The organism is Enterobacter cloacae complex sp. P42RS, assembly GCF_014930595.1.
GTDB classification, from domain to species: Bacteria; Pseudomonadota; Gammaproteobacteria; order Enterobacterales; family Enterobacteriaceae; genus Enterobacter; species Enterobacter bugandensis.
Genome location: NZ_JADBRK010000001.1, coordinates 312,691 through 338,872, shown reverse-complemented (window position 1 = coordinate 338,872; position 26,182 = coordinate 312,691). Strand labels below are relative to the sequence as shown.

Sequence of the window (26,182 nt, the reverse complement as noted above, 5' to 3'; positions counted from 1 at the left end):
GAAAAATGCATAGCTGAGGTGTTTCAATGTCACGCCGTTCGCTCCCGCTCAATGCCATCGACGCATTTTTAGTCACCGCGCGGCACCTGAATCTTACCCACGCCGCCGCGGAACTCTGCCTGACGCAGGGGGCCGTGAGCCGTAAGATTGCCTCCCTTGAAGCCTGGTTTGGCTTTCCGCTGTTTGAGCGCCACGCGCGCGGGTTGCGCCTCTCCCCGCAGGGCAGCGCCCTGCTTCCCGAACTGCAGTCCTCCTTCGAACAGCTGCTGAACGTGGCCGACCAGGCCCGCAGCCAGCATACGGTGATCCGCCTCAAGGCCCCCACCTGCGCGATGCGCTGGCTGGTGCCGCGCCTGCTGGAAGTGGAGCGCGAGCAGCCGGATCTGCAGATCGCGCTCACCACCACGACCGATCATAACGTCAATTTCAAAACCGAATCTTACGATGCCGCCATCGTCTTCGGCACGCACATGAGCGCAGGCGATCTGCTGTTCGAAGAGGCGCTGACGCCGGTGTTTAGTCCCGTGCGAGCGGGTGCCGCGCTGGCTTCGCTGACGTTTCTTCATCCGACAAGGGATAAGACAGACTGGTCACTGTGGCTGGCGAATCAGGAAGGTCCGGGCTTTGCTATGCACAAAAATCAACACTTCGATACGATGGATCTCGCCATTACCGCCGCCATTCAGGGGCTGGGCGTAGCCATTGCCGACGAAACGCTGGTGGCAGAAGATATCCGCGCCGGAAGGCTAATGCGGCCCTATGAGACCAGCGTTAAAACCGGCGCGAGCTACCGGCTGGTGCTGCGCGAAACGCCTTGTCAGGAGAATGGTCTGGCGGCGTTTCGCGCCTGTTTGCTTAATCGAGGCTGACGTGGTGCTTCATTACGCGCTTGAAGAGGCTCATGCGGGCGCGCATAAAGCGGTTTTCAAGCCTGAAACCTGCATGTTTATTCACACCAATACGTAACAGCACGTCCCGCCCTTTGCGGCAGGCGGGCCAGCGCGTCGGCCCGTGAAGGCTGTCATGCGTTCCGGCATCGCGCGCAAAGCTCACCCAGTAATCAGCCACCTGGGCGGCAAACGCCAGATCCCGTTCGTTAACGTACTGGCGCGAAGGCTCCACCTGCCCGAGGGTATCGAACGCGTACGGCACCTCATTGCCGTGCCAGGCACCGTTGATATAGGTGGCGTGTTCCGCTTCGGCCACATAGTCAAACCAGTAGCGCCAGCAAAGCCCGCCGACGCGCTGCTGGGCCTGCATCACCACGTAGCCCATAGTGGTGAAGGCCATGTCGCGGCACACCAGCCTGCCGAGCTCCTCGTCGCCCTTCACGCCCGGATAAAGCAGCTTGATGAGCCCCAGCCCGAAGCGGCGCTCCCGGCGAAGCTTCTGGATCTGCCCGGCGAGATCGACACCAAACACCGCCATCACGCTGGCTTCATCGCTGTTGGAGCCAATCATCACCGGCACGGGATGCTGGCGGGCGGCGAAAAAGACGTCCAGCATCGCCTCCGGCAGAACGCAATCCCCAACGATAGGGGCCGGGGCGACGTTCAGCGGCGCGGTCAGCGGCCAGAACGCCTCGGGCGGGATCGCGCGCAGCTGCTCTGCCGTCGCATTTTCCAGCCCGAAGTGGGTGGCCAGCGCTTCCCCTTTTTGCAGGGCCTGCGCGCGCGGCGTATCCGGCAAAGTGTACCCGCTTTGCACTATCGCCTTATGGAATAGTCCTTCCGCCAGCGGCGAGGCCAGCAGAGACAGCACGCTGCGCGCGCCGGCGGATTCACCAAACAGGGTCACGTTATTCGGGTCGCCACCAAACGCGGCGATATTATCCCGCACCCATTCGAGCGCGGCGATCTGGTCCAGCAGGGCAAAATTATGCACCACCCGCTCCTCTTCACCTTCCAGAGCGGGATGGGCGAAGAAGCCGAGATGGCCGAGACGGTAGTTAATCGTGACGACAACCACCCCGCGGGATGCCAGGGCTTTGCCGTTATACGGCGGCAGGCTTCCGGCGCCGATCGTAAACCCGCCCCCGTGCAGCCAGACCATGACCGGCAGCGGCCCGGTACGGTCGATAGGGGACCAGACGTTCAGATAGAGGCAGTCTTCAGAAAACTGGCCGGGATCGCCCCCGCCCAGCTCCTGACAATATTCACTGCTTTGCCAGCTTGAGGGCGAAAAGTCGGTAGCTGCACGCACGCCATCCCAGCGTTCCGGCGGCCGGGGTGAGCGCCAGCGCCAGTCGCCAACGGGCGGTGCGGCATAAGGAATACCGCGCCAGAGGTGAACGTTTTCATCGGTTAAACCAGACAGTGCGCCCTGGCGCGTTTCAACCACAGGGGCGGAAGGATTTTGCATAACGACCTTATTTTTTCCATCACACCCCTGAAGAGTAACGATTTCAGAGCAAACCGCAACGCTGTTTGCTGCGCGTTTCCGCCTCCTCGTAGAGCGTAAATTCGTCATACACCGGGCAGCCGAGCGCGGCTTCAAACGCATTGCGGCTGGCATTCCCGTGGCTGCGCGCCTGGGTTTCATTCCCGAGATTGGACTGGAAAATCCCCGCCGCGCTGACCGGAAGGAAATCTTCGTAAATTATCGGCTGGGCCACCACCCACCCGCGCTCAATCAGCGGCTGCGGGTCATCCCCCGGACGAAACGCGTGACGATGGGCCTCTCCCGCCGGGGTCAGGCGATAGCGAAAATACGCCAGCTCCTGACGGCGCAGGAACATTTCGCTGTCCGGGAAGGCGCTGAAAATCTCCCGCAAATGCAGCTGGTGCGTGAGGTTATCTTTTCCGGTTCCGGCCTGGGCCAGCAGGCTATCGTACAGTTCACGGCCTTTCGGGGTCAGAGCCACGCCGCGCTGTTCAATTTCACCGAAGCGCGCGGTGTGGGTGCCCTTATGTTCCCCGGCGAAAAGCACCGGCTCTTCGAGGGCTTTAAAGCTGGTCTGACGCAGCAGGATCGGCACTTCACGACGCGGCGGCCCTTCGATCAGAATTTTGGGCTCAATCCCGTACTTCGGCATCAGCTCCTGCACCCGGTCAATGTCCAGCGTGCGCGGCGTGAGGTGGTTGATATGGCACCCCGGGAAGCAGACCACGTCAGCTATCAGGCGGTGCTCGTTACTCAACGCCAGGTAGGTCTCCTGGTCGACCGTTGCATGACGGTGCCAGCGGAAGGTTTCTAACGCTTCCTGCACAAACTCGTGCGCCTGCGCTTCGGTAAAGTGCCCTTCCGACTCATGGAGGTCAATAAGTTCCAGACAGCGCGGCGTAAAGATGTTCCGCTGAGAGAGAATTTCTGCCGCCCGCTCGCGTAACGCCACGTTTTCAATCAGCTCAAGGCGCAGCAGTGAGGTAAAGATACGAAACGGATTGCGGCACAGCGCCGCATCGTCAACCGGACGAAACGCCGTTGAGTGGACCGGTACCCCCGCCTGAGAAAGATCGTAATAGCTGACCGGGAACATGCCCATGATGGCAAACATACGACGCAGGGTGGAAAGCTCTTGTGCCGTACCGACGCGGATCGCCCCGTGACGCTCCACGTTCAGGCGCGCCAGCTCGTCGGCGTTCGCCAGTTGTTCATGTAATAGTGGATTATTTTCCAGAACCGCCAGGTTTACGTCCGCGACCAGCTCAAGCAAGGTGCCGTACTGCGGAACTTCCTGCTGGTACATCGCCGACATAGCCTGCGAAAAATGTTCCCGAATATCATCAGCCGTGATGGTGTTCGCCATGATGTCATGCCTCCAGTGAATATTACCTGGAGTGTAGAGAAGGCCGTTCCTTCCGGGGAGAAGAATTTCCGATTTGTGATCTTAAGACGCCAGTGGTTAAACCGTGTGCTACCGCCCCCTGTCAGGCGCCTCGTCATCTTTTTCCAGGATTTTCCTTATGATTCGTAGCGGCTATTTTTTCTAGCCCCAAAGGGGTAATTTTCCCCAAATCACCGCTTGCAAATTATTCGTTTTTGCTACGCCATTATTATTGGCCTCAACCTTCCGATTTTTAAATGAAACTTAGGACTAATCTGAACATTTGTTTACAAGTCCTTCCCACACTTCCATATTTCCAAACCAAGCGAAGCGCAAACGCAGCAATAACTAAATATAACGCAACCGCTAATGGCGAAACGAATTTGACGTATGCCTCACAGCGACTAGAGTTATTACTCGAACGACGAGTGATACGGAATATTTTCGTATCGTACTGACATAACCAATATATGACTATGAGGTTTAATATGGCAGAGCATCGTGGTGGTTCCGGTAATTTCGCTGAAGACCGTGAAAAAGCATCAGAAGCTGGACGTAAAGGCGGCCAGCACAGCGGTGGTAATTTCAAAAACGATCCGCAACGCGCATCTGAAGCGGGTAAGAAAGGGGGACAGAACAGTCACGGCGGAGGCCGTAAATCTGATAATTCCTGATCTTATTTAGTACTCTTTTAATAAAACCTGAGAGCATGCTGCGGGCTGAAAAGCTCGCAGTACCCTTTCCTTATTTTACCGGAGCGTAATTAATATGAATATGAAAAGTGTTGAGGATGTATTTATTCATCTTCTGTCCGATACCTACAGCGCTGAAAAACAACTTACCCGAGCGTTAAGCAAACTCGCTCGCGCCGCCTCCAGCGAGAAGCTGAGCGCCGCCTTCACCGCGCACCTGGAGGAGACGCAGGGCCAGATTGAACGTATTGACCAGATCGTCGAACAGGAAGACGGTATTAAGCTCAAGCGCATGAAGTGCGTGGCAATGGAGGGCTTAATTGAAGAAGCCAACGAAGTTATCGAAAGTACGGAAAAAAATGAAGTGCGTGATGCTGCATTAATTGCCGCTGCGCAAAAAGTGGAGCATTACGAAATAGCCAGCTACGGTACTCTTGCGACCCTCGCAGAACAACTGGGCTACAAAAAAGCCGTTAAACTTCTTGCCGAAACGCTGGAAGAAGAGAAAGAGACCGACCTTAAACTCACCGACCTGGCCGTTGGCAATATTAACCAAAAAGCGCAGAAATGACGCGATAAGACAGGTTAAATAAAATGAGCATCAGTCCCAGGACAATTAAACGGTGCCATTTAGCGGCAGCAATAATATGGTTCATTCTCGCTATCCCTTCCGTAATATGGTGGAAGAATAGCGTACTATGGGTCATTATCATCAGCATTTACGCCAATATTGTCGGCCACTTATCTGGCTATAGTGCCGCACGTGCCGATCAGGCAGCTGAAAGTGAGACCAAATAAGCGAACCCTTAATGAGGATACAATGATGAATCACGTAGAACACTACCATGACTGGCTACGCGATGCCCATGCGATGGAAAAGCAAGCCGAATCAATGCTGGAATCCATGGCCAGCCGTATTGATAATTATCCTGATGTTCGCGCCAGAATTGAGCAACATATTAATGAGACAAAACGGCAAATTACATTGCTGGAGGAAATTCTCGACCGTAATGATATTTCTCGTTCGGTCTTAAAAGACTCGATGAGCAAAATGGCGGCCCTGGGTCAATCCATCGGCGGTATGTTCCCGTCCGATGAGATCGTTAAGGGCTCGATCAGCGGCTATGTCTTCGAACAGTTTGAAATCGCCTGCTACACCTCCCTGCTCGCTGCGGCGAAAAAAGCGGGCGATACCGCCTCTGTGCCTGCCATTGAGACGATCCTCGCAGAAGAGCGCGAAATGGCCGACTGGCTGATTCGCCATATCCCGCAAACGACGGAACAGTTCCTGCTGCGTTCAGACGCAGACGGTGTCGAAGCGAAAAAATAATCCACAGGAGAGTGCCTATGTTTCGACACGTCAAACAGCTGCAATATACGGTTCGCGTCGCCGAACCCAACCCCGGTCTCGCTAACCTTTTACTGGAACAGTTTGGTGGGCCGCAGGGCGAACTGGCTGCCGCCTGCCGTTACTTCACTCAGGGCCTGAGCGATGACGATCCGGGCCGCAAGGATATGCTGATGGATATCGCCACCGAGGAGCTAAGCCACCTCGAAATCATCGGTACGCTGGTTGGTATGCTGAACAAAGGTGCCAAAGGCGCGCTGGCGGAAGGGGTGGAAAATGAGGCTGAACTGTATCGGTCCATGACCGAAAACGGTAACGACAGCCACATCACCTCCCTCCTCTACGGCGGCGGTACCCCGCTCACTAACTCGGCGGGCGTGCCCTGGACGGCAGCCTACGTCGATACCATCGGCGAGCCGACGGCGGATCTGCGCTCGAACGTGGCGGCAGAGGCCAGGGCGAAAATCATCTATGAACGGCTGATTAACGTCACTGACGATCCCGGAGTGAAGGATGCGCTGGCGTTTCTGATGACGCGTGAGGCGGCGCATCAGCTCTCCTTTGAGAAGGCGCTGCAGTCCATTCGTAATAATTTCCCGCCGGGAAAACTGCCGCCAATCGAGGAATTCACCAACAAGTACTACAATATGTCTGAAGGTGGAGAGGTTCGCGGAAGCTGGAACAGCGATAAGCACTTTGATTACGTTGAGTCCCCACAGCCTGCGGTTGATGGCGGAGACGGTAGCGCCAGCGTGACGCTCACAGCTGAACAGGCAACCCTGGTTAAGGCGATGTCTGCCCGCACCAAGTCCGATCCCCATTCCGACCCGCTGACCGGTGCCGAGCTGGGTGCCGGAAAGAGTAAATCGTAATCGGTTTTGCCGGGCATCCTGACCTGCCCGGCAATTCTCGTGCCCCATCGCTTCAGAGGTACGGACCATGTTCGAACTTGATGCATTTCATCTCGCCAGAATTCAGTTCGCTTTTACCGTCTCGTTTCACATTCTTTTCCCGGCGATCACCATCGGTCTTGCCAGCTATCTGGTCGTGCTCGAAGGCATGTGGCTGCGCACCAAAAACGACGTCTGGCGCTCGCTGTACCACTTCTGGCTCAAGATATTTGCCGTTAACTTCGGGATGGGTGTCGTTTCCGGGCTGGTCATGGCGTATCAGTTCGGCACCAACTGGAGCGGGTTCTCCCAGTTCGCAGGCAGTATTACCGGTCCCCTGCTGACCTACGAGGTGTTAACCGCCTTCTTCCTGGAAGCCGGCTTTCTTGGCGTAATGATGTTCGGCTGGAACAAGGTCGGCCCTGGGCTGCACTTCTTTTCAACATGCATGGTGGCGCTCGGCACGCTGATGTCGACCTTCTGGATCCTCGCCTCAAACAGCTGGATGCACACCCCGCAGGGTTTTACTATCGAGAACGGGCAGGTCATTCCGCAGGACTGGCTGGCGATTATCTTTAACCCCTCCTTCCCTTACCGCCTGATTCATATGGCCATCGCCGCATTTCTGAGCAGCGCGCTGTTTGTCGGCGCGTCGGGCGCATGGCACCTTCTGCGCGGTAACGATACCCCTGCCATACGCACCATGTTCTCCATGGCGATGTGGATGGCGCTGCTGGTTGCCCCCATTCAGGCCGTCGTGGGCGATATGCACGGCCTGAACACGCTTGAGCATCAGCCAGCCAAAATTGCCGCCATAGAGGGGCACTGGGAAAATCCGCCCGGCGAGGCCACGCCGCTACTGCTGTTTGGCCTGCCCGATATGGACGAGGAGCGCACCAAATACGGTCTTGAAATCCCCGCGCTCGGCAGCCTTATCCTGACGCACAGCCTCGATAAGCAGGTCCCGGCGCTGAAGGACTTCCCGAAAGAGGATCGCCCAAACTCGACCATCGTCTTCTGGTCGTTTCGCATCATGGTCGGAATGGGCCTGCTGATGATTACCCTCGGTCTGGTCAGCCTCTGGCTACGCTATCGCCACCGGCTCTACCACTCGCGTCCGTTCCAGTGGTTTGCCCTTTGCATGGGGCCCGCGGGTCTGGTGGCGCTGCTCGCTGGCTGGGTGACCACCGAAGTGGGCCGCCAGCCGTGGGTGGTTTACGGTTATCTGCGCACGATTGACGCGGTCTCCCTGCACAGCACCCTGCAGATGAGCATCAGCCTGCTGGCGTTCTTCGTTGTCTACTCGTCGGTGTTTGGCGTGGGCTATGTGTACCTCATCCGGCTGATTAAGAAAGGCCCGCAGCCCGTCGATACGCTGACGTCAAACACGTCGGGCACCCCCGCCCGTCCACTGTCTGCCGCGGAGTCTGTTCCGGAACAGGAGAGAAACTGATGGGCGTCGATATCTCTGTTATCTGGTTTGCCATCATCGTCTTTGCCACGCTGATGTACATCATTATGGATGGCTTTGATTTGGGCATCGGCCTGCTGTTTAACTTCGTGGGCGATGCGAAAGAGCGCGATGTGATGGTCAACAGCGTAGCGCCCGTATGGGACGGCAACGAGACCTGGCTGGTGCTTGGCGGCGCGGGGCTGTTCGGCGCGTTCCCGCTGGCTTACGCGGTGATCATTGATGCGCTTACTATCCCCCTCACCGCGATGCTGATCGGCCTCATCTTTCGCGGCGTCGCCTTTGAGTTTCGTTTTAAAGCGACGCCTTCGCACCGCAAGTTCTGGGACTACTCCTTCGCCGGTGGATCTCTGCTCGCCACCTTCAGCCAGGGGATCGTCGTGGGGGCGGTGATCAACGGCTTTGAGGTTGAGGGCAGACGCTTTGTGGGCTCGCCGCTTGACTGGCTGACGCCCTTTAACCTTTTCTGCGGTATCGGCCTGGTGGTCGCCTACACGCTGCTGGGCACCACCTGGCTTATCATGAAAAGTGAAGGCGCCCTGCAACGCCGCATGCGCGAGCTAACCCGCCACGTGCTGCTGGCCCTGATGGTGGTGATCGCGGTTGTCAGCGTCTGGACGCCGCTCGGCTGGCAGTACGTGGCCGACCGTTGGTTTACCCTGCCCAACTTCTTCTGGTTCCTGCCGGTTCCCCTGCTGGTAGGCCTGTTTAGCGTGCTGATCTGGCGGCTGACCCGCAACCCGGCCAGCCACTCGCGCCCCTTCCTGCTGACGCTGGGGCTGATCTTCCTCGGATTTAGCGGCCTGGGTATCAGCCTGTGGCCAAACATTATTCCGCCGCGCATCACCCTGTGGGAAGCCGCGGCGCCCCCCGCCAGCCAGCTGTTTATGCTGGTCGGGACCCTGCTGATAATTCCGGTGATTCTGGTGTACACCGCCTGGAGCTACTACGTCTTCCGGGGCAAAGTTTCGGATACTGAAGGCTATCACTGAGGAACGCTATGACGGACTGGCATACACGGGCCATTATCTACCAGATTGATACCGCGCTTTTTTACGATATGAACGGCGATGGCTGCGGGGACATCGCCGGGATCGCGGCCAAGCTGCGCTATATTCGCCGCATGGGGGCGACGGTTATCTGGATCACCCCGTTTTACCTCACGCCCTTTCTCGATGAGGGCTACGACGTCAGCGACCATCTGCAGGTGGACCCCCGCTTCGGAAAACTGGCCGATATCATCGCCTTTATCGAACAGGCCCGGGAGCTGGGCATGCAGGTCATTATTGAGCTGCTGATCCAGCACACCTCGGACGCCCATCCCTGGTTCCAGCAGGCCCGCCGCAGCCCCGCCTCGCCCTATCGTGATTACTATATCTGGTCGGATAACGACGACGACGACACGCCACCCATGTTCCCCGGCGTGGAAAAGAGCGTCTGGAGCTGGGACGACGAGGCGGGACAGTATTACCGGCACATGTTCTACCGCCACGAGCCGGACCTGAACCTGACCTCGCCCGCCGTGCTTAAGGAGATTGAGAATATTATCCTCTTCTGGCTCAAGCTGGGGGTGTCGGGATTTCGGCTGGATGCCGCATCACACCTCACGAAGCAGGCGGGCAGCGGTGACGAGAAAAAGGGCCTGTGGATCCTCGAGCATATGCGCCGTCTTATCGAACAGCGTAATCCGGACGCGATCCTGCTCGGCGAAGTGGACGTAGACGTTGAGGTTTATAAAGACTATTTCGGCAATAACGACCGCCTGCATCTGGTGCTCAACTTCTGGCTCAACAAGTATTTCTACGTCAGCCTGGCCAGAAAAAGCGCCCGCCCGCTGCGCAACGCGGTGAAGAAAATGATCGTCCCGCCAGATTCATGCTGTTTTGCCAACTGGCTGCGCAACCATGACGAGCTGGATCTGGAAGGGATTAGCCAGAAAGATAAACAGTTCGTGCTCGACACCTTCGCCCCTGACGAGGAGATGAACGTCTATCAGCGTGGGATCCGCCGACGTCTGGCCCCGATGTTGAATGGCGATCCAAAGCGGCTGGCGTTCTGCCACGCGGTGCTCTTTTCACTGCCGGGCGTCCCGGTGATGCGCTACGGGGATGAGATCGGCATGGGTGACGACCTTGAACTGGAAGAGCGCTACGCCGTCCGCACCCCAATGCAGTGGGCGGGTTCACAGGGCGGCGGGTTTTCGGCAGCCGATCCTGAAAAATTTATTGCGCCGATAATCGACCACGGGCCCTACCGCTATCAAAAAATCAACGTCGCCGATTCGCTGCTCCACCGCAACTCGCTCCTCCACCGGATTATTGATATTGCCAATACCCGATCGGAGTTCCCCGAAATTGCCGTGGCGCCCTTTCGCCTCATCACCCTCAATCATGACGCGGTGCTGGGGATCTATTACGAGACCGACGAGCGCAGCATTCTGACCTTCGTAAACTTCAGCGACCAGCAGGTGCAGTTCACCGCCAGAGGGATCCGCAACGCCACCTGGACCGCCTGCCTCGCGGACAAACGCTACGACGACGCGCTGGTTTGCGGCAAAACCGTCGAACTCAGTATTGGCGCCTACGGCTACCGCTGGTTCTGGACGCACCGCAGCGCGCTGCGCTGATTAGCGTTTCCGGCGGGTTATCAGACGCGTCAACATAATCCCCGCCACCGCGAGGGCCCCCAGCGCCACCTTGCCCGGCATACCGGAGGTGACGGACGTAGCGCGGTTCTTCGCTTCGTCGGTAAAACGACCATGGATTTTGTGCAGGTCGTCAATCGGCTGGTCGAGATAGTCCCGACGATCCGCTGCGTTCAGATCGTCGGTCATCTGGCCTTCCCAGGCTTTTTTTACCATCAGACGGTCAAGGTAGGCCGGAAAGAAGAATTGCCCGACGATGGACTGGATAGTGCTGCTGCCCACCCACAGCTCGCGCACCGGTTTCTGCGCAACCTTAAAGATGGCGCTGGCGGCCACTTCAGGCTCAAAGACCGGCGGCACCGGTCGCATCGCCCAGGCGAACTTATTTCTTGCCCATTCGAACTGCGGCGTATTGAGCCCCGGCATCTGCACCATGGAAAGCTGAACCCGGCTGTTCTCGTGCATCAGCTCCGTGCGCACCGCATCGGTGAACCCGCGGATCGCCGCTTTGGCCCCGCAGTAGGCCGACTGCAAAGGGATGGAACGGTAGGCCAGCGCGGACCCCACCTGAATAATTACCCCCCTGTCGCGGGGCACCATCAGCTCCAGCGCGGCGCGGGTGCCGTTAACAAATCCGAGATAGGTAACATCTGTCATGCGACGAAACTCATCCGGCGTCAGGGTACGAAACGGCGCCAGTACGGCCCCCATCGCATTGTTGACCCAGACATCAATCGCCCCGAGGCGATACTCGATCTCGTTAGCCGCATCCACCACCGCCTGACTGTCGGCGACGTCCGCCTGCACCGCGTGGGCATTAACGCCGAAGCGGCGCAGCTCTTCCTGGGTGGAGTGCAGGCTGGCTTCATCGCGGGCGATAAGCCCCACATCGTAACCTGCCTTTGCAAATTTCAGCGCCGTGGCTTTTCCCACGCCCGCCGTCCCGCCGGTAATCACTATGACCGCCATAGAACCTCCGCGTGAATTTAGCCGTTATTGCCGTCCGACAATGTTGTCACCAGTTCAGCGAGCGAAAATTGCACCGCTTTTTCCACCACATCCTGGCAGTCACCGGAGAAAAGGACGGTGCAGGTTTTCGTCTCACCGCAGATATTCCAGGCAAAGCAGACCGTTCCCGCCGCCGTGCCGTCATCGCCCCCTTCCGGACCCGCGTAGCCGCTGATGGCGATGCTGATATCCGCCTGGGCAATGTCGCGGATGCTGGCGGCCATCTCGGTCACCGTCTGTTCACTGACGGCGGTATAGCGCGCCAGCGTCTCCCGACGCACGCCGAGGATCCGCGATTTGGCCTCATCGCTGAACACAACCAGCCCGACGTCATAAAAATCGGCCGTGTTTTCCTCTGCACACAGCGCCACCGAGAGCTTTCCTCCCGTGCAGGATTCCGCGGTGGTTAAGCGCAGCCCGGCATCGGTTAATTTACTCGCCAGCTTTTTGGTGAGTTCACTCACGGTATAATGACTGTCGTGTAAAAGATTGCTCATTTTGCCGCCTCTTATTTTTCAACAGGAATGATTGAAATATGTCCATTGCGCTCAAGTATGGCATATTTAATTTCGCTAAGTTCTGTAATGCCATTATTTTGACGCGCTGACACCAGAATATCATCACAAGATACGTCGACTTTTTTTAGCTTATCCGCTAATGGAACGCCATTCTCAACCAGAATCACAGGGGTCCCATCAAGAATATTCTCCACCGGGGAAAAATATTTCTTCATCAGGCCAAATATAATGTCAACGACCACCAGCGTGGTAATGGTAATCATTGCGCCGGTAACGGAGAAATCCTGCCCCAAAAGCGCCTGTTGCGTCGCCTCACTAATAATTAAGAGGAGGATGAGATCAAAGCTGGTCATCTGCAGCAGCGCCCGTCGCCCTGCCACTTTAAATACCACCACGAGAAACAGATAAATCGCCAGCGCGCGAAAGACCATATCCATATCAGCCTCCTAGGGGTAAATAAATTGCCAGAGGTTAATCTCCGGCTCGTTGTTGACGCGGATGACGGTGTTCCATTTACCGGCTCTGGAAGGTGTCGTGAAGTATAAAACAGAGAAGTTGTCTGATTTTTGCAGGTCGTCATAGACCAAATAGAGGGTTTTGCCGTGGCTATACATTTTGTCTGGCTGCGGCCAGACGCTGCCGGGCTCGTATACGTCGCTGCTGTCGGTGGTCAGGCTGAGGGTATAGCTGCCCTCCGTCTTCACCGGGAAGGTGACCTGCATTCTTGACTCCGTCTCCCGCCGGCCGAAGCGTTCATAGTTTATGCTCAATGAGTTAGCGGAATTGGTTTTGGCCGTATCGCTCACCATCCCGCTGGAAAACAGACCAGCAACCGCTGCGATGATAATAGCCAGAAGGACCACAAAACCCACCTGCCGAAATGAATATTCAAACCTCAACAAGCGAAAACTCTCATCTATCCCGGGTAACTTTTCATTTTCATGCTTCATAGTCGTTGTCACCGTTTCGCTTATTTCAAGATAGTTTTGATTTCCAAAGAGAATGTTTTTAAGACTTATCACATTTGCCACATAAAGGAATAGCAACAATACTTAATAAGTCAAGACACTCAAAAATGAAGGATATCAGATGAAATTATCACTTATTTCCGCTTTTTTGATATTTCTGGTTCCAGTTGCATGGGCAGATAATAACGGCGGGTTACAAAAAGGTGAAGCACCGCCACCGCCCCACGCGCTGGACAGCGGATATCGTGGAACCGACGACGCGCGTATTATGACCATCGATCAGGCAAAACAATTGCACGATGGCGCGACAATTTCATTGCGCGGTAATCTTATTGACGGTAGCGGCGATAAGTTTGTATTCCAGGATAAAACCGGAAAAATCGACGTTATTATTCCCCAGGCAGTCTTCGACGGCAGAACGGTAAAACCCGATCAGATGATCAGTATCAACGGTTCGCTTGATAAAAAATCATCGCCTGCCGTCGTTCGTGTTGATCGTTTGCAGAAATAATTCAGCGAAGCGTTAACGCTGCAACTATCCATCAAATCTCACCCCTTGGCTTAAGGAGTCAGCTATGAGTGATACTACACAACGTACGAACGCTTACCCGAAACCTCCGTTCCCGGAACAGCCGCAAACGCCGCCGGGACTGGCGTCTGAAATGCACCCTGTACCCGACCACGGTGAAACAAGCTATAAAGGGCATGGCCGCCTTGCCGGCAAAAAAGCGCTGATCACCGGTGGTGACTCCGGGATTGGACGCGCAGTGGCTATCGCCTACGCCCGTGAAGGGGCAGACGTCGCCATCAACTATCTGCCTGAAGAAGAGAAAGATGCCGCCGAGGTCATCGACCTGATCAAAGCGGAAGGCCGCAAGGCCATCGCGCTGCCAGGAGACGTCCGGGACGAAACCTTTTGCCAGAATCTGGTCGAAGAAGCCGTTTCGAAGCTGGGCGGGCTGGATATTCTGGTCAACAACGCAGGCCGTCAGCAGTTCCGGGAATCCCTTGAAGAACTGACCACCGAAGATTTTGACGCGACGTTTAAAACCAACGTTTACGCCCCCTTCTGGATCACCAAGGCCGCCCTGCGCCACCTGAAAGCGTCGTCCGTGATCATTAACACTTCCTCCGTTCAGGCGGTGAAGCCCAGCCCCGTACTGCTGGACTATGCCCAGACGAAGGCCTGTCTGGCGGTGTTTACTAAATCCTTAGCCAAACAGCTGGGTCCGAAAGGCATTCGCGTCAACGCGGTCGCCCCCGGCCCGTACTGGACGGTACTCCAGTCCAGCGGCGGCCAGCCGATGGAGAAAGTGAAGGAGTTCGGGGGTGATACCCCGCTGGGTCGTCCGGGACAGCCCGTCGAGATTGCCCCGCTGTACGTCACGCTGGCCTCGGACGAGTGTTCCTTTACCTCCGGTCAGGTATGGTGCTCTGACGGCGGCGACGGCGTGATCTAAACCGCTTTGCAGCATATCCCTCCGCAGTGAGCAATAAATGAACAAGGACGTTCATCACCCACCTCGCCTGAAAAACATGTTGTAACTCAAACAGATCAAATGTTAAAAATATTTTGCTATCAAGTTATCAAAATTAAATAACTTAACTTGTCACCCGCATCGCTCTGTTTTTAACATCGCCTATGGAAAAAAATGGTCTGTTCAGTCAGCGCATACGCTTGCGCCATTTGCATACATTTGTGGCCGTCGCTCAACAGGGAACGCTGGGGCGCGCGGCTGAAACTCTTAACCTGAGCCAGCCCGCGCTCTCAAAAACCCTTAACGAGCTGGAGCAGCTGACCGGCGCCCGTCTATTTGACCGCGGTCGGCTGGGGGCTCAGCTGACTCTGGTGGGCGAACAGTTCCTGACGCACGCCGTGAAGGTGCTGGATGCGCTCAACACCGCAGGCCAGTCCCTGCACCGAAAAGAAGAGCACACCAGCGAGGTGGTGCGCGTCGGCGCCCTGCCAACCGCGGCGCTGGGGATCCTGCCGCCCGTTATTGGTCAGTTCCACAAGCAGCAGCGAAATACCACTATTCAGGTTGCCACCATGAATAACACCATGCTGCTCGCAGGGCTGAAATCGGGTGAGCTTGATCTCGGTATTGGTCGAATGTCCGACCCCGAGTTGATGGGCGGTCTCAATTATGAACTGCTGTTCCTGGAATCCCTGAAGCTGGTGGTTCGACCCGATCATCCCCTGCTGCAGGACACGGTGACGTTAAGCCGGGTGATGGAGTGGCCGGTGGTGGTTTGCCCGAAAGGGACCGTCCCGCGCCAGGCCGCCGAAACCTTGCTGCAGATGCAGGGGTGTACGCTCCCCTCAGGGTGCATCGAAACGCTTTCGGCTTCTCTTTCGCGCCAGCTTACCCTGGATTATGACTACGTCTGGTTCGTCCCCTCCGGTGCGGTAAAAGATGATTTGCGTCAGGGCACGCTGACCGCCCTGCCGATCGCCTCCCCGGGTGCGGGTGAACCCATCGGTATTTTGACCCGGGTGGATACTCCCCTTTCCACGGGCGCACAAACGCTGCTGAGCGCTATCCGTAAATCAATGCCTGTCTGATTCCCTTCACCCCTCACCCAGTTCCCTCTCCCACAGGGAGAGGGAACTGGGCTTTGCGTTAATCAAATAATGCGGAATGATTCATTAACAATTGCGTAAAACAAATTAACAGTTTTATCATAACGGCGGATTCACCATTTGGTTCGCGAATCGTTATATAAACAAGAATTAACTCGTTTTAATCATTTCTCTCCCCGCATTTATTATCCAGATGGTACATACCCGGCAATGCGGAGAGATTCAAAGGAGACAGAAATGGCATTTGGCAGCGCGCCGCGCGGGATACCTCGTATTTTGCAGTGGCTCCTTGCCGGACTGATGTTCCTCATCGGTCTGGCGGTCGGCGGGTTGGGCTTCAAGCTCGCCGCCGTAGGCGGAAGTTTTTACTTCGTGATAATGGGCGTGGTGATGGTCATTGCCGCGCTCCTGATTTTCCTCAATCGCAGCAGCGGGATCGTGCTTTACGGCATCGCGTTTATTGCCTCGCTGTTCTGGGCGGTAAGCGATGCGGGCTGGGATTTCTGGCCGCTCTTCTCGCGCCTGTTCACCTTTGCCGTACTGGCCTTCCTCTGCGCCATCGTCTGGCCTTTCCTGCGCGCGGCCAACCGCGACGCAGCGAATAAAGCCCCGGCTTATGGCGTTGCGGCGGTTCTCGCACTGGCGATGCTGGTCAGCCTCGGCTGGATGTTTAAGCCGCAAACCCTCGTGGCGGCGAACGAGCCCGTTCCGGTGAAACCCGTTGCTCCCGGCGAACAGCAGAAAAACTGGGAACACTGGGGCAACACCACCCACGGCGACCGCTTCGCCGCGCTGGACCAGATTAACAAGCAAAACATCAGCGATCTGAAAGTCGCCTGGGTGGCGCACACCGGGGATATTCCGCAGAGCAACGGCTCCGGTGCGGAAGATCAGAACACGCCGCTGCAGATTGGCGACACGCTCTATGTCTGTACCCCGTACAGTAAAGTGCTGGCGCTGGACGTGGATTCAGGTAAAGAAAAATGGCGTTATGATTCGAAAGCCACCGCCCCGAACTGGCAGCGTTGTCGTGGCCTAGGCTACTTTGAAGATCATGCAAACGTGACAGCGTCACAGACCGGGACATCGCCAGCGGCATGCCCTCGCCGCCTGTTCCTGCCGACCACCGACGCCCGTCTGATTGCCATCAACGCGGATACCGGCAAGGTTTGCGATGACTTTGGCGACCATGGCACCGTTGACCTGAGCATCGGCATGGGTGAGATCAAGCCGGGCTATTATCAGCAGACCTCCACGCCGCTGGTGGCCGGAAACGTTGTTGTCGTCGGCGGTCGCGTCGCGGATAACTTCTCCACCGGCGAACCGCCGGGCGTGGTGCGCGCCTTCGACGTTCACACCGGTAAACTGGCCTGGGCGTGGGATCCGGGTAATCCGAACCTGACCGGCCTGCCGCCGGAAGGTCAAACCTACACGCGCGGCACGCCGAACGTCTGGTCTGCGATGTCTTACGACGCTAAGCTGAACCTGATCTACCTGCCAACCGGCAACGCCACCCCGGACTTCTGGGCGGGCGAGCGCACCCCACTGGACGATAAATACAGCTCCTCCATCGTCGCCGTCGACGCCGCCACCGGACAGGTACGCTGGCATTTCCAGACCACCCACCACGACCTGTGGGACTTCGACCTGCCTTCCCAGCCGCTGCTGTACGACCTGCCGGACGGCAAAGGCGGCACCACGCCTGTACTGGTGCAGACCAGCAAGCAGGGCATGATTTTTATGCTCAACCGCGAAACCGGCAAGCCGGTGGCGAAGGTGGAGGAACGTCCAGTTCCGGCGGGTAACGTTGAAGGTGAACGCTACTCTCCGACCCAGCCGTACTCCGTGGGCATGCCGATGATTGGCAACCAGACGTTGACCGAGTCCGACATGTGGGGGGCGACGCCTGTCGACCTGCTTCTGTGCCGCATTCAGTTTAAAGAGATGCGTCATCAGGGCGTCTTCACCCCGCCGGGTCTCGACCGTTCCCTGCAGTTCCCCGGCTCGCTCGGCGGGATGAACTGGGGCAGCGTCTCCATTGACCCGAACAACAGCCTGATGTTCGTCAACGATATGCGTCTGGGGCTGGCAAACTACATGGTGCCGCGCGCGAACGTGGCGAAAAACGCCAGCGGCATTGAGATGGGGATTGTCCCGATGGACGGCACGCCGTTCGGCGCAATGCGCGAACGCTTCCTGTCGCCGCTGGGCATTCCGTGCCAGAAGCCGCCGTTCGGAACCATGTCGGCTGTTGACCTGAAAACCGGCAAGCTGGTGTGGCAGGTACCGGTTGGTACCGTAGAAGATACCGGCCCGCTGGGCATTCGCATGCACATGCCAATCCCAATCGGGATGCCAACGCTGGGCGCGTCGCTGTCAACCCAGTCCGGCCTGCTGTTCTTCGCCGGCACCCAGGATTTCTACCTGCGCGCGTTTGATACCGCCACCGGGAAAGAGATCTGGAAGGACCGCCTGCCGGTCGGCAGCCAGTCCGGCCCGATGACCTACGTCTCGCCGAAAACCGGTAAGCAGTACATCGTCATTAACGCCGGTGGCGCTCGCCAGTCGCCGGATCGCGGTGATTACGTTATCGCGTACGCGTTACCCGATAAGCAGTAACAGATGAAAAAAGGGACCGAAAGGTCCCTTTTTTGTCGGCCGGGTAAGCGAAGCGCCACCCGACACGGCCGGCGACTCAGAACGTTTCCCAGTTATCACCGTTATGCGCTACCGCCGGACGTAATGCAGCAGGTTTTACTGCCGCAGAGTTCTGCTGTTGAGTACGCCCCTGAACCTTGCCGCTCAGACGAAACGCCCCGACCGCCTCGGTCAGACGCGCGCCCTGTTCTTCCAGCGACGCCGCCGCCGCGGAGGCCTCTTCCACCAGCGAGGCGTTCTGCTGGGTCACTTTATCCATCTCCGAAATAGCCTGACTGACCTGCACGATACCGCGGCTCTGCTCGTCAGACGCGGCGGCAATCTCCAGCATGATGTCGGTGACGCGCTTCACCGCCTCGACGATCTCATTCATGGTATTGCCTGCGGCAACGACCTCACCGGAACCCTGATCTATCAGCGAGACCGATTCGTTGATCAGGCTTTCGATCTCTTTTGCGGCGTTGGCGCTGCGGCTTGCCAGGGTACGGACTTCGCTGGCCACCACGGCGAACCCGCGTCCCTGCTCGCCCGCCCGCGCCGCTTCTACCGCCGCGTTAAGCGCCAGGATGTTGGTCTGGAAGGCGATGCTGTTGATCACCGCGGTAATCTCAGAGATTTTCTTCGAACTGCTTGAGATATTGCCCATAGTTTTGACCACACCGGAGACCATCTGGCCGCCGCGGCTGGCTTTCCCGGAGGCATCTTCCGCCAGCTTGCTGGCATGATGTGCGTTATCGGCGTTCTGCTTCACCGTCGCGGTCAGCTGCTCCATGCTGGCGGCAGTCTGCTCAATCGCCGCGGCCTGCTGCTCGGTGCGTGATGAGAGATCGGTGTTACCGGCAGAGATCTCGCTGGTACCCCGGTAGATCTCCTCCGCTCCCTGACGGACGGTGCCGACCGTTGTTTCAAGGGAGTGCTGCATGGTTTGCAGATCGCGCGTCAGGCGGCCAATTTCGCTGCGTCCGGCCACGTCGTCCGGCATCGTCAGGTCGCCTTTGGCGATATTCTCGATACGTTTCGCTGCACGCTGCAGCGGATTAATGACCGTGCGGCGCAGCACAACGAAGGTCATCGCGGTCAGCACCAGCGCCAGCGCAAACGCGCCCACCATAAACATCAGACCCAGCTGCGTGCGGCTGTGCGCCTGCGCCGTCAGCGCATTGGCGCGGTCGGTGCGGATCTTAATCGCCTTCAGCAGAACGGCGTTGTAAGCGTCGTCCAGCGGGCGCGCGGTCTCATTTTCGTGGTTGATGATCGCCTCGAACATGCCGTTTTTGGCAAATTTGACCATCGGCTGGAGGCCCGCGATATAGGCGTCGTAGCGTGCCTTCAGGTCTGCATCCAGCGCTTCGTCCGCAGCGCTGCGCACGGAACGGTGCATATAGGCGGTAAAGCTATCCTGGGACTGCTTAATGCGCGTTTCCGCCTCGCGGATGTTCTGCTTCATGGCCTCCATCTCCGCGATACGGCTTGCCGCGCCGGCGTGGATCATATTGATACGCGCGGTGCGCAGATGGTTTGAGCTGTTCGACAGCCCCATACGCACCTGAATTTCGGACGTAACGTCCTGCTGATCGTTGTCGGCCTGTAGCAGGAAATACCCCGCCAGACCCGAACTCAAGGCAAACAGCAGAATAATGCCACCGAGAATGGAGGAAAACAGCGGAACCAGCCTGATGTGATGCAGGAAGCTCAGCTTGCGCTGCGCCTGCATCGAAGAAGTGTTGTCCATGACCGTCGACTCTCTTATAGGTAAGATGCGCAAAAACACGCCTGTTAGATAGTCATCGGCACGGCAGAGATTTAGATTACGGCTAAAAACGCCGCACTGGTCACACTTTAGAGAAGATTATTAAAGAAATGCCAGCGGCTAAAAACCGCTGGCAGAAGAGTTACTTGTCGCCGAAATGAATGACGGTGCGGATGGATTTTCCTTCGTGCATCAGATCGAACGCCTCGTTGATCTGCTCCAGCGGCAAACGGTGGGTGATGAACGGGTCGAGCTGTATTTTACCGACCATCGCGTCTTCCACCATGCCGGGAAGCTGGGTACGCCCCTTCACGCCGCCAAACGCGGAGCCGCGCCAGACGCGTCCGGTCACCAGCTGGAATGGACGGGTTTTGATCTCCTGGCCTGCCCCGGCCACGCCGATGATGATGCTCTCACCCCAGCCCTTGTGGCAGCATTCCAGCGCAGAACGCATTACGTTGACGTTGCCGATACACTCGAAGCTGAAGTCCACGCCGCCGTCGGTCATCTCAACGATGACATCCTGAATCGGTTTCTCGTGATCCTTCGGGTTCACGAAATCGGTCGCGCCCATTTCCCCCGCCAGCTTGAATTTTTCCGGGTTGGTATCGACCGCGATGATACGCCCGGCCTTCGCCTGCACCGCGCCCTGAATCACTGCCAGACCAATGCCGCCGAGACCAAACACCGCCACGGTGTCGCCCTCTTTGACTTTTGCCGTGTTATGCACCGCGCCAATGCCGGTGGTTACGCCGCAGCCCAGCAGGCAGACTTTATCCAGCGGCGCCTGCGGATTGACCTTCGCCAGCGAGATCTCCGCGCAAACGGTGTATTCGCTGAAGGTGCTGGTACCCATGTAGTGATAGATTGGCTCACCGTTGTAGGAGAAACGGGTGGTGCCGTCCGGCATCAGCCCTTTCCCCTGAGTAGCGCGCACGGCCTGGCAGAGGTTAGTTTTGCCGGATTTACAGAACTTACACTCGCCGCATTCCGCCGTGTACAGCGGGATAACGTGATCGCCTGGCTTCAGGCTGGTCACGCCCTCGCCCACTTCCACCACAATCCCGCCGCCTTCATGACCCAGCACCGCCGGGAAGACGCCTTCCGGATCGTCACCGGAGAGGGTAAATGCATCGGTATGGCACACGCCGGTATGGGTGATTTTGATCAGCACTTCGCCTTTTTTCGGCGGTGCGACGTCGATGTCGACGATTTTCAGCGGCTGGCCGGGGCCAAATGCAACAGCTGCGCGAGATTTCATCATGTCTTCCCTTTTTGTCAGGTGTGTGGATTTATTTTAGATAAGAGCGCAGCAAATGGCCGACTTCTGCCATGCGTACGGCTCGCTGATCCGGCGTTGTGTCTCCCGTCACCAGCTCGTCTTTGAGATGTATTTCAACCATTTCGCCCATCAGGCCATTGGCAGCGCCGCGCACGGCGGCAATTTGCTGCAGGATGGCCAGACAGGGGTCGCCCGACTCCAGCGCGCGTTCAAGGGCATCAACCTGGCCCCGAATGCGGCGGACGCGGGTAAGAATACGTTTTTTATCTTCGGGTGAGTGCGGCATATGCCCTCCTAATACTATAGGGGGGTATGGTATATGAGTTATCTTACAAATGTAAACTTACTTTTAACGTGAAATCTAAATCGCGCTGAGCTTATCCGGCACTCATCCCCCTGCCATCTTGCGCCAGCATTTGCAGCTCCTCCTGAAGCCATCGGGTCGCCCCCCGCTGGCCGCTGCGCTTATGCGAGTAAATTTTCACCTCAAATTTGGGAATAGAGAACGGCAAGGCAAAAATCCTCAGTTCCGCCGCCGCAACCAGCTTCTCGGCGGCGTAACGAGGAATGGCCATCAGCAGGTCGCTTTCCGCAACGATAAACGGCGCGCTCAGCATCGACGGCGTTTTGATCGCAATGTGCCGCGTATAGCCCAGCTGCTCGAGCCGCACGTCCAGCACGCCCTGCTTTTCATTCCACGGCGTCACCACCAGGTGTCGGGCAGCGAGATAATCCTCCAGCGTCAGCCGGGTCCGGCGTGCGTTGCTGATAACCACATACTCATCCTCAAACCAGCCGATCTCTTCCAGTTCCGGATGGCGGATATCGTCCTCGGTGCTGAAACCCAGCGCCAGATCTACCTCACCCGCCAGCAGCTCCGTCAGCGCCGGGCTGTGCGGCAGATAGCGCAATTCGAAACGCAAGCCCGGGGCAGCAGTCTGTAGCTTGTGCATCAGGGCAGGAAAAATACATAGCGCGGTAAAATCCGTAATCCCAATTTGCAAGCTTTCGGTACTGCTGGCGGCGTCAAACTCCGGCTGCGGGGTCAGCTCCTGATTAAGGAACGACAATGCGGAAGCAATAGAAGGCGCAAGCTGAGAGGCGTACACGCTGGGGGACATACGATGCCCTTCCCGAAAAAAGAGCGGATCGTTAAGGGTCGTGCGCAGACGCGACAGCGCATGGCTCAGCGCCGAGGTGCTCATCGCCAGCTCGTCGGCTGCGAGGCGAACGGAACGGTGGCGGTAAATGGCGTCAAAAACGGGCAGCAGGTTTAAATCAAGACGTCTCAGCGCCGGATGCATAATATTCATCATTTGTTGATTTCATTGCACTTAATTCTTCGGACAATACTCCGTATGCTTAACGCCATCAATCGCGAACTGTGCAAAAAACAGGAAAAACAATGAGCATAACCCTTCGTCAGGCCCGTCCCGAAGATGCAGCGGCTATTTACGCCATGATCTATGAGCTGGCGGTATATGAAAAAGCCCCCGAAGAGGTCGTAACCACGCCGGACGAGATCCGGGAAACCCTCTTTGGTGCGGGCAGTAAAACCGAGGCGTTGATCGCTGAGTTTGACGGCAGGATCGCCGGCTATGCCGTGTTCTTCACCAGCTATTCGACCTGGCTTGGACGCAACGGGATTTATATGGAAGACCTGTACATTTCCCCGGACTACCGCGGTAAAGGCGCGGGCAGAGCGCTGCTGAAACATATCGCTCAACTCGCGGTAAAACGGCAATGTGGCCGCCTTGAATGGAGCGTGCTGGACTGGAACCAGCCCGCCATCGATTTTTATCTGAGCATAGGCGCGCTGCCGCAGTCCGAATGGGTGCGCTACCGTCTTGATGGCGAAGCACTGCTAAAATTTGCCGAATAGCGGCACCGCTCAGCGCGAGGATCCCGACCAGGCGGATCCTCGATTCCCACCAGTACAGTCTGAAGACATTAATAACTTGTGCTACAATTCCATAAATTTCATTAACATATTGTAGAACAACATGAGTACAACCCCCTTCATCCGCCCGCAGCTCACCCTGCCAAACGGCGCCGATAAACTTCTGCTGCACTCCTGCTGCGCCCCCTGCTCCGGTGAAGTCATGGAAGCTATTCAGGCCTCGGGCATTGACTACACCATTTTCTTCTATAACCCCAACATCCATCCGCAAAAGGAATACCTCATCCGTAAGGAAGAAAACATTCGTTTTGCAGAAAAATACGGCGTGCCGTTTGTTGATGCCGATTACGATACCGATAACTGGTTCGAGCGTGCCAAAGGCATGGAGTGGGAGCCCGAGCGCGGCGTCCGCTGCACCATGTGCTTCGATATGCGCTTCGAGCGTACGGCGCTCTACGCGGCGGAAAATGGTTTCAGCGTTATCAGCAGCTCACTGGGGATCTCTCGCTGGAAGAATATGCAGCAGATCAATGACTGCGGCCAGCGTGCGGCAGCGCGCTATCCGGGAATGGTCTACTGGGACTACAACTGGCGCAAACAGGGCGGCTCATCACGAATGATTGAGATCAGCAAGCGTGAACAGTTTTACCAGCAGGAATATTGCGGCTGCGTGTATTCCCTTCGGGACAGCAACCTGCACCGCAAGTCGCAGGGCCGCCCGCTTATCCGCATTGGCAAGCTGTATTACGGCCAGGATGAGAACGAAAAATAACGCCCTCTTCTGGTGTAGATATATCCGAAAACCAGCCAATTCCCTCCGAAATTTAGCGTTCCGCCTCTCATCTTTTCAAAGAGAGGCTATCCTTTAACTATCAACAAAAGGAGGCAAAAATGTCTGATTTCGGTACTGATAAAAACACCCAGTTTGCTGAAGACAAAGCAAAAAATAAATTTGATGAACTTTCAGGTTCAGCCCAGCAGCAGTTCGGTGAATTCGTTGATTCACCGAAGCATCAGGTAAAAGGCGCTGCGAAAAAATATGCCGCACAGGCCAGCGATGCTGTCTCTGACGTGACTGAAGCGGTCATAAATAACCCGCTCACCGGTCTTATCGCCGCGGGTGCGGTCGGTATTGTGCTTGGCCTATTGCTGGGGCGCAAATAAACAAGGCCCTTCGGGGCTTTATTTTTTAGCTGAACAATCTCACCATGCGGTCTAATTCCTCCTCTTTCACGGCGCGAGAGAGATAATATCCCTGAAAGTTTTTCACACCCAGCTCGACTAATTTTTCAAACTTCTCCTCACTGTCAACGCCCTCTGCAATACAAGCTGTTCCGGTCATGTCGCTGTAAATCTGTATCGCTTTAATCAGATTATAATCGTTGTCGTTCGCCACAAAATGATCGACGATGTCCCGATCCAGTTTCAGCCCATCAAAATGCACCTGCCTCACGGGGAACATGGCATGATGGCTTGAGAAGCAATCGTCAAGAAACAGTCTGCACCCCGTATTACGCAGGTGCCGCATGGTTTCTGGGATGCTTTTATCTTTCGTTACATCAATATCTTCCGCGAATTCAAAGACCAGCTTTTCTGCCCACTGGGGGTTAAGCAGCATGCCGATGGCTTTCCTGGCCATCTCTGGCAGCGCGTTCCCGGACGCCAGGCGAGGCGGAATATTAACGGAAAAATAGAATTTACCGTTATATTTATTAATCCCGGACACGGCGGCGTGGATCACCATAGCCGTAATCTTTAGCCATACTTCATAATTAGCGATTTCATTCAGAAAACGGGCTGGCTTAACTATTTTACCGTTCTTATTCCAGCGAATGAGTATCTCAAACCCCACTCCTTTCTTTTCACGATCGGTAATGATCTGGTAGGCGGGAAATATCTCCCTTTTCACCAGCGCATTAAAAACTTCCGCTTCTTTATCCGTGAAGTCCACTCTTTGATTTTGGCTTTTAATCCGCCTTTCCACTTTTACATTGCGCGGTTCATTCAACCATCGCTTGATACAATGTAATTTCTGCAGACCTTCTTTACGATGAGTGTAAACCGTTTTATTAGAAAGCCTCAGTTTGTCGCACAGGTCTTTTATAGACATGCCGCGATAGAAGTTCAATAAAACATCAACCTCTCTTCTTGTCAGCCATTTGAGCTTTTCTGACGAAGAACAGTTCAGATAGTAATCGCGTAATAAGCGCGAGCGGTCTTTAAAGCCATTATTGTAGGTGTGGAAACAGGTTATTACATCAGACACGCTGGCTATGCGAATCAATGATAATTGATAACTGTTATTTAGAAGACTACCCAGAGTTCGATACAGCCAGCTGTCCGGTATATCACCATACAGAGTTACACGACGAATAACAGGAAGTGCATTGAGTACGGATGCCAGTCGCGTCAGGCTCTCCAGGAGAGCTACCGTACCTTTTCCCAGGAACACTACGATGTGAGCATTTTGATGAATAAGGATATTTTCCTTGTCAGGATCAGATAACTCATCTCCATCAAAGTGAATATGCGCAGTCTCTATTCCGTACTTTTTGAGCAGCAGGTGATATCCCTGAAACGTAAAGCCGCAGGTTGAAATGACAAATCTTTGCTCGTCGCGCGCATCATTCCTGAGAGAAATTTGGTGGGTCATAACCTGCTCCTGGGCACGAAAGCGCCATTATTATTATGAGTATGGAAACC

Annotated in this window: 27 protein-coding genes; 16 read left to right on the top strand and 11 right to left on the bottom strand. The window is 56.2% G+C overall.

What is annotated here, in order from left to right; all coding sequences use genetic code 11:
- Positions 1-26: 26 nt before the first annotated feature.
- Positions 27-869, top strand: coding sequence for a LysR family transcriptional regulator (locus IM314_RS01535; RefSeq protein ID WP_193358252.1), 843 nt, complete (start codon positions 27-29; stop codon positions 867-869).
- Here IM314_RS01535 and IM314_RS01530 read toward each other — a convergent pair.
- Both IM314_RS01530 and IM314_RS01525 read right to left on the bottom strand, forming a co-directional pair.
- Positions 856-2,361, bottom strand: coding sequence for a carboxylesterase/lipase family protein (locus tag IM314_RS01530; protein ID WP_193358253.1), 1,506 nt, complete (start codon positions 2,359-2,361; stop codon positions 856-858). The two genes, IM314_RS01535 and IM314_RS01530, sit on opposite strands and share 14 nt — an antisense overlap.
- Positions 2,362-2,404: 43 nt before the next feature.
- Positions 2,405-3,748, bottom strand: a complete 1,344-nt coding sequence (locus IM314_RS01525; protein WP_028013108.1) for a VOC family protein — start codon at positions 3,746-3,748, stop codon at positions 2,405-2,407.
- Positions 3,749-4,254: 506 nt separating this feature from the next.
- Here IM314_RS01525 and IM314_RS01520 point away from each other — a divergent pair.
- The 8 genes from IM314_RS01520 (at position 4,255) to IM314_RS01485 (ending at position 10,793) form a co-directional block, all read left to right on the top strand.
- Positions 4,255-4,440, top strand: coding sequence for a general stress protein (locus IM314_RS01520; protein ID WP_004150795.1), 186 nt, complete (start codon positions 4,255-4,257; stop codon positions 4,438-4,440).
- A 94-nt stretch (positions 4,441-4,534) separates the two neighbouring features.
- Entirely contained in the window at positions 4,535-5,029 is a 495-nt protein-coding gene (locus tag IM314_RS01515) for a ferritin-like domain-containing protein (RefSeq protein WP_008502272.1), read from the top strand.
- Positions 5,030-5,052: 23 nt separating this feature from the next.
- Complete coding sequence (locus IM314_RS01510) at positions 5,053-5,256, top strand: hypothetical protein (protein ID WP_008502273.1); 204 nt, start codon at positions 5,053-5,055, stop codon at positions 5,254-5,256.
- A gap of 25 nt (positions 5,257-5,281) precedes the next feature.
- Positions 5,282-5,788 (top strand): ferritin-like domain-containing protein, encoded by a 507-nt coding sequence (locus IM314_RS01505; RefSeq protein WP_028013107.1) that lies wholly within the window; start codon positions 5,282-5,284, stop codon positions 5,786-5,788.
- 17 nt (positions 5,789-5,805) lie between these two features.
- A complete protein-coding gene (locus IM314_RS01500; RefSeq protein WP_193358254.1) occupies positions 5,806-6,678 on the top strand; it encodes a manganese catalase family protein in 873 nt (290 codons plus the stop codon).
- Positions 6,679-6,745: 67 nt separating this feature from the next.
- Complete coding sequence (locus IM314_RS01495; RefSeq protein ID WP_028013105.1) at positions 6,746-8,149, top strand: cytochrome ubiquinol oxidase subunit I; 1,404 nt, start codon at positions 6,746-6,748, stop codon at positions 8,147-8,149.
- Complete coding sequence (cydB, locus tag IM314_RS01490) at positions 8,149-9,159, top strand: cytochrome d ubiquinol oxidase subunit II (protein WP_028013104.1); 1,011 nt, start codon at positions 8,149-8,151, stop codon at positions 9,157-9,159. Before IM314_RS01495 ends, cydB begins: the two co-directional genes overlap by 1 nt.
- An 8-nt stretch (positions 9,160-9,167) precedes the next feature.
- A complete protein-coding gene (locus IM314_RS01485) occupies positions 9,168-10,793 on the top strand; it encodes an alpha-amylase family protein (RefSeq protein ID WP_060571856.1) in 1,626 nt (541 codons plus the stop codon).
- On the opposite strand, the gene IM314_RS01480 is transcribed toward IM314_RS01485, so the two are convergent.
- From IM314_RS01480 to IM314_RS01465, 4 genes are read right to left on the bottom strand one after another with little or no spacing between them, the layout of a single operon-like run.
- Positions 10,794-11,780: an SDR family oxidoreductase gene (locus IM314_RS01480; RefSeq protein WP_193358255.1), complete on the bottom strand. Its 987-nt coding sequence runs from the start codon at positions 11,778-11,780 to the stop codon at positions 10,794-10,796.
- A gap of 17 nt (positions 11,781-11,797) precedes the next feature.
- Complete coding sequence (locus tag IM314_RS01475; protein ID WP_047365209.1) at positions 11,798-12,316, bottom strand: 2-oxo-tetronate isomerase; 519 nt, start codon at positions 12,314-12,316, stop codon at positions 11,798-11,800.
- An 11-nt stretch (positions 12,317-12,327) separates the two neighbouring features.
- Positions 12,328-12,774, bottom strand: a complete 447-nt coding sequence (locus IM314_RS01470) for a DUF421 domain-containing protein (RefSeq protein WP_028013100.1) — start codon at positions 12,772-12,774, stop codon at positions 12,328-12,330.
- A gap of 9 nt (positions 12,775-12,783) precedes the next feature.
- The gene (locus tag IM314_RS01465; RefSeq protein WP_193358256.1) at positions 12,784-13,287 is read right to left on the bottom strand and encodes a hypothetical protein; all 504 of its coding nucleotides are present in this window, start codon (positions 13,285-13,287) and stop codon (positions 12,784-12,786) included.
- 139 nt (positions 13,288-13,426) lie between these two features.
- Between IM314_RS01465 and IM314_RS01460 the strand changes: the two genes are divergently transcribed.
- The 4 genes from IM314_RS01460 (at position 13,427) to IM314_RS01445 (ending at position 18,508) form a co-directional block, all read left to right on the top strand.
- Positions 13,427-13,816: a YdeI family stress tolerance OB fold protein gene (locus tag IM314_RS01460; RefSeq protein WP_045630393.1), complete on the top strand. Its 390-nt coding sequence runs from the start codon at positions 13,427-13,429 to the stop codon at positions 13,814-13,816.
- 64 nt (positions 13,817-13,880) lie between these two features.
- The gene (locus IM314_RS01455; RefSeq protein WP_193358257.1) at positions 13,881-14,765 is read left to right on the top strand and encodes an SDR family oxidoreductase; all 885 of its coding nucleotides are present in this window, start codon (positions 13,881-13,883) and stop codon (positions 14,763-14,765) included.
- A 182-nt stretch (positions 14,766-14,947) separates the two neighbouring features.
- A complete protein-coding gene (locus IM314_RS01450; protein ID WP_041910066.1) occupies positions 14,948-15,871 on the top strand; it encodes a LysR substrate-binding domain-containing protein in 924 nt (307 codons plus the stop codon).
- A gap of 255 nt (positions 15,872-16,126) precedes the next feature.
- The gene (locus IM314_RS01445) at positions 16,127-18,508 is read left to right on the top strand and encodes a glucose/quinate/shikimate family membrane-bound PQQ-dependent dehydrogenase (protein ID WP_193358258.1); all 2,382 of its coding nucleotides are present in this window, start codon (positions 16,127-16,129) and stop codon (positions 18,506-18,508) included.
- A gap of 76 nt (positions 18,509-18,584) precedes the next feature.
- On the opposite strand, the gene IM314_RS01440 is transcribed toward IM314_RS01445, so the two are convergent.
- The 4 genes from IM314_RS01440 to IM314_RS01425 form a co-directional block, all read right to left on the bottom strand.
- Positions 18,585-20,279, bottom strand: coding sequence for a methyl-accepting chemotaxis protein (locus IM314_RS01440; protein WP_048958161.1), 1,695 nt, complete (start codon positions 20,277-20,279; stop codon positions 18,585-18,587).
- A 160-nt stretch (positions 20,280-20,439) separates the two neighbouring features.
- Positions 20,440-21,558, bottom strand: coding sequence for an S-(hydroxymethyl)glutathione dehydrogenase/class III alcohol dehydrogenase (locus IM314_RS01435; RefSeq protein ID WP_041910069.1), 1,119 nt, complete (start codon positions 21,556-21,558; stop codon positions 20,440-20,442).
- Positions 21,559-21,589: 31 nt separating this feature from the next.
- Entirely contained in the window at positions 21,590-21,865 is a 276-nt protein-coding gene (locus IM314_RS01430) for a metal/formaldehyde-sensitive transcriptional repressor (protein ID WP_028013093.1), read from the bottom strand.
- 91 nt (positions 21,866-21,956) lie between these two features.
- Entirely contained in the window at positions 21,957-22,895 is a 939-nt protein-coding gene (locus IM314_RS01425; protein ID WP_193358259.1) for a LysR family transcriptional regulator, read from the bottom strand.
- 89 nt (positions 22,896-22,984) lie between these two features.
- Here IM314_RS01425 and IM314_RS01420 point away from each other — a divergent pair, with 89 nt between their 5' ends.
- The 3 genes from IM314_RS01420 (at position 22,985) to IM314_RS01410 (ending at position 24,643) form a co-directional block, all read left to right on the top strand.
- Positions 22,985-23,461 carry a GNAT family N-acetyltransferase gene (locus IM314_RS01420; RefSeq protein WP_045260478.1) on the top strand — a complete coding sequence of 159 codons (477 nt, stop codon included), beginning with the start codon at positions 22,985-22,987 and terminating at the stop codon, positions 23,459-23,461.
- 121 nt (positions 23,462-23,582) lie between these two features.
- Complete coding sequence (locus IM314_RS01415; protein ID WP_193358260.1) at positions 23,583-24,251, top strand: epoxyqueuosine reductase QueH; 669 nt, start codon at positions 23,583-23,585, stop codon at positions 24,249-24,251.
- Between the two features lie 119 nt (positions 24,252-24,370).
- Positions 24,371-24,643, top strand: coding sequence for a YqjD family protein (locus IM314_RS01410; RefSeq protein ID WP_193358261.1), 273 nt, complete (start codon positions 24,371-24,373; stop codon positions 24,641-24,643).
- Between the two features lie 25 nt (positions 24,644-24,668).
- Here IM314_RS01410 and IM314_RS01405 read toward each other — a convergent pair whose 3' ends face one another.
- Entirely contained in the window at positions 24,669-26,132 is a 1,464-nt protein-coding gene (locus tag IM314_RS01405; protein ID WP_193358262.1) for an EAL domain-containing protein, read from the bottom strand.
- Between the last annotated feature and the right edge of the window lie 50 nt (positions 26,133-26,182).

What these genes read in the sequence shown, in the direction of transcription:
- IM314_RS01415 (WP_193358260.1), top strand. Translation starts at nt 23,583, where the DNA reads ATGAGTACAACCCCCTTCATCCGCCCGCAGCTCACCCTGCCAAACGGC.
- IM314_RS01455 (WP_193358257.1), top strand. Translation starts at nt 13,881, where the DNA reads ATGAGTGATACTACACAACGTACGAACGCTTACCCGAAACCTCCGTTC.
- IM314_RS01485 (WP_060571856.1), top strand. Translation starts at nt 9,168, where the DNA reads ATGACGGACTGGCATACACGGGCCATTATCTACCAGATTGATACCGCG.
- IM314_RS01430 (WP_028013093.1), bottom strand. Translation starts at nt 21,865, where the DNA reads ATGCCGCACTCACCCGAAGATAAAAAACGTATTCTTACCCGCGTCCGC.
- IM314_RS01445 (WP_193358258.1), top strand. Translation starts at nt 16,127, where the DNA reads ATGGCATTTGGCAGCGCGCCGCGCGGGATACCTCGTATTTTGCAGTGG.
- IM314_RS01500 (WP_193358254.1), top strand. Translation starts at nt 5,806, where the DNA reads ATGTTTCGACACGTCAAACAGCTGCAATATACGGTTCGCGTCGCCGAA.
- IM314_RS01530 (WP_193358253.1), bottom strand. Translation starts at nt 2,361, where the DNA reads ATGCAAAATCCTTCCGCCCCTGTGGTTGAAACGCGCCAGGGCGCACTG.
- IM314_RS01465 (WP_193358256.1), bottom strand. Translation starts at nt 13,287, where the DNA reads ATGAAGCATGAAAATGAAAAGTTACCCGGGATAGATGAGAGTTTTCGC.
- IM314_RS01405 (WP_193358262.1), bottom strand. Translation starts at nt 26,132, where the DNA reads ATGACCCACCAAATTTCTCTCAGGAATGATGCGCGCGACGAGCAAAGA.
- IM314_RS01475 (WP_047365209.1), bottom strand. Translation starts at nt 12,316, where the DNA reads ATGAGCAATCTTTTACACGACAGTCATTATACCGTGAGTGAACTCACC.
- IM314_RS01510 (WP_008502273.1), top strand. Translation starts at nt 5,053, where the DNA reads ATGAGCATCAGTCCCAGGACAATTAAACGGTGCCATTTAGCGGCAGCA.
- IM314_RS01525 (WP_028013108.1), bottom strand. Translation starts at nt 3,748, where the DNA reads ATGGCGAACACCATCACGGCTGATGATATTCGGGAACATTTTTCGCAG.
- IM314_RS01505 (WP_028013107.1), top strand. Translation starts at nt 5,282, where the DNA reads ATGAATCACGTAGAACACTACCATGACTGGCTACGCGATGCCCATGCG.
- IM314_RS01440 (WP_048958161.1), bottom strand. Translation starts at nt 20,279, where the DNA reads ATGGACAACACTTCTTCGATGCAGGCGCAGCGCAAGCTGAGCTTCCTG.
- IM314_RS01425 (WP_193358259.1), bottom strand. Translation starts at nt 22,895, where the DNA reads ATGATGAATATTATGCATCCGGCGCTGAGACGTCTTGATTTAAACCTG.
- IM314_RS01480 (WP_193358255.1), bottom strand. Translation starts at nt 11,780, where the DNA reads ATGGCGGTCATAGTGATTACCGGCGGGACGGCGGGCGTGGGAAAAGCC.
- IM314_RS01470 (WP_028013100.1), bottom strand. Translation starts at nt 12,774, where the DNA reads ATGGATATGGTCTTTCGCGCGCTGGCGATTTATCTGTTTCTCGTGGTG.
- IM314_RS01410 (WP_193358261.1), top strand. Translation starts at nt 24,371, where the DNA reads ATGTCTGATTTCGGTACTGATAAAAACACCCAGTTTGCTGAAGACAAA.
- IM314_RS01520 (WP_004150795.1), top strand. Translation starts at nt 4,255, where the DNA reads ATGGCAGAGCATCGTGGTGGTTCCGGTAATTTCGCTGAAGACCGTGAA.
- IM314_RS01450 (WP_041910066.1), top strand. Translation starts at nt 14,948, where the DNA reads ATGGAAAAAAATGGTCTGTTCAGTCAGCGCATACGCTTGCGCCATTTG.
- IM314_RS01495 (WP_028013105.1), top strand. Translation starts at nt 6,746, where the DNA reads ATGTTCGAACTTGATGCATTTCATCTCGCCAGAATTCAGTTCGCTTTT.
- IM314_RS01460 (WP_045630393.1), top strand. Translation starts at nt 13,427, where the DNA reads ATGAAATTATCACTTATTTCCGCTTTTTTGATATTTCTGGTTCCAGTT.
- IM314_RS01435 (WP_041910069.1), bottom strand. Translation starts at nt 21,558, where the DNA reads ATGAAATCTCGCGCAGCTGTTGCATTTGGCCCCGGCCAGCCGCTGAAA.
- cydB (WP_028013104.1), top strand. Translation starts at nt 8,149, where the DNA reads ATGGGCGTCGATATCTCTGTTATCTGGTTTGCCATCATCGTCTTTGCC.
- IM314_RS01420 (WP_045260478.1), top strand. Translation starts at nt 22,985, where the DNA reads ATGAGCATAACCCTTCGTCAGGCCCGTCCCGAAGATGCAGCGGCTATT.
- IM314_RS01515 (WP_008502272.1), top strand. Translation starts at nt 4,535, where the DNA reads ATGAATATGAAAAGTGTTGAGGATGTATTTATTCATCTTCTGTCCGAT.
- IM314_RS01535 (WP_193358252.1), top strand. Translation starts at nt 27, where the DNA reads ATGTCACGCCGTTCGCTCCCGCTCAATGCCATCGACGCATTTTTAGTC.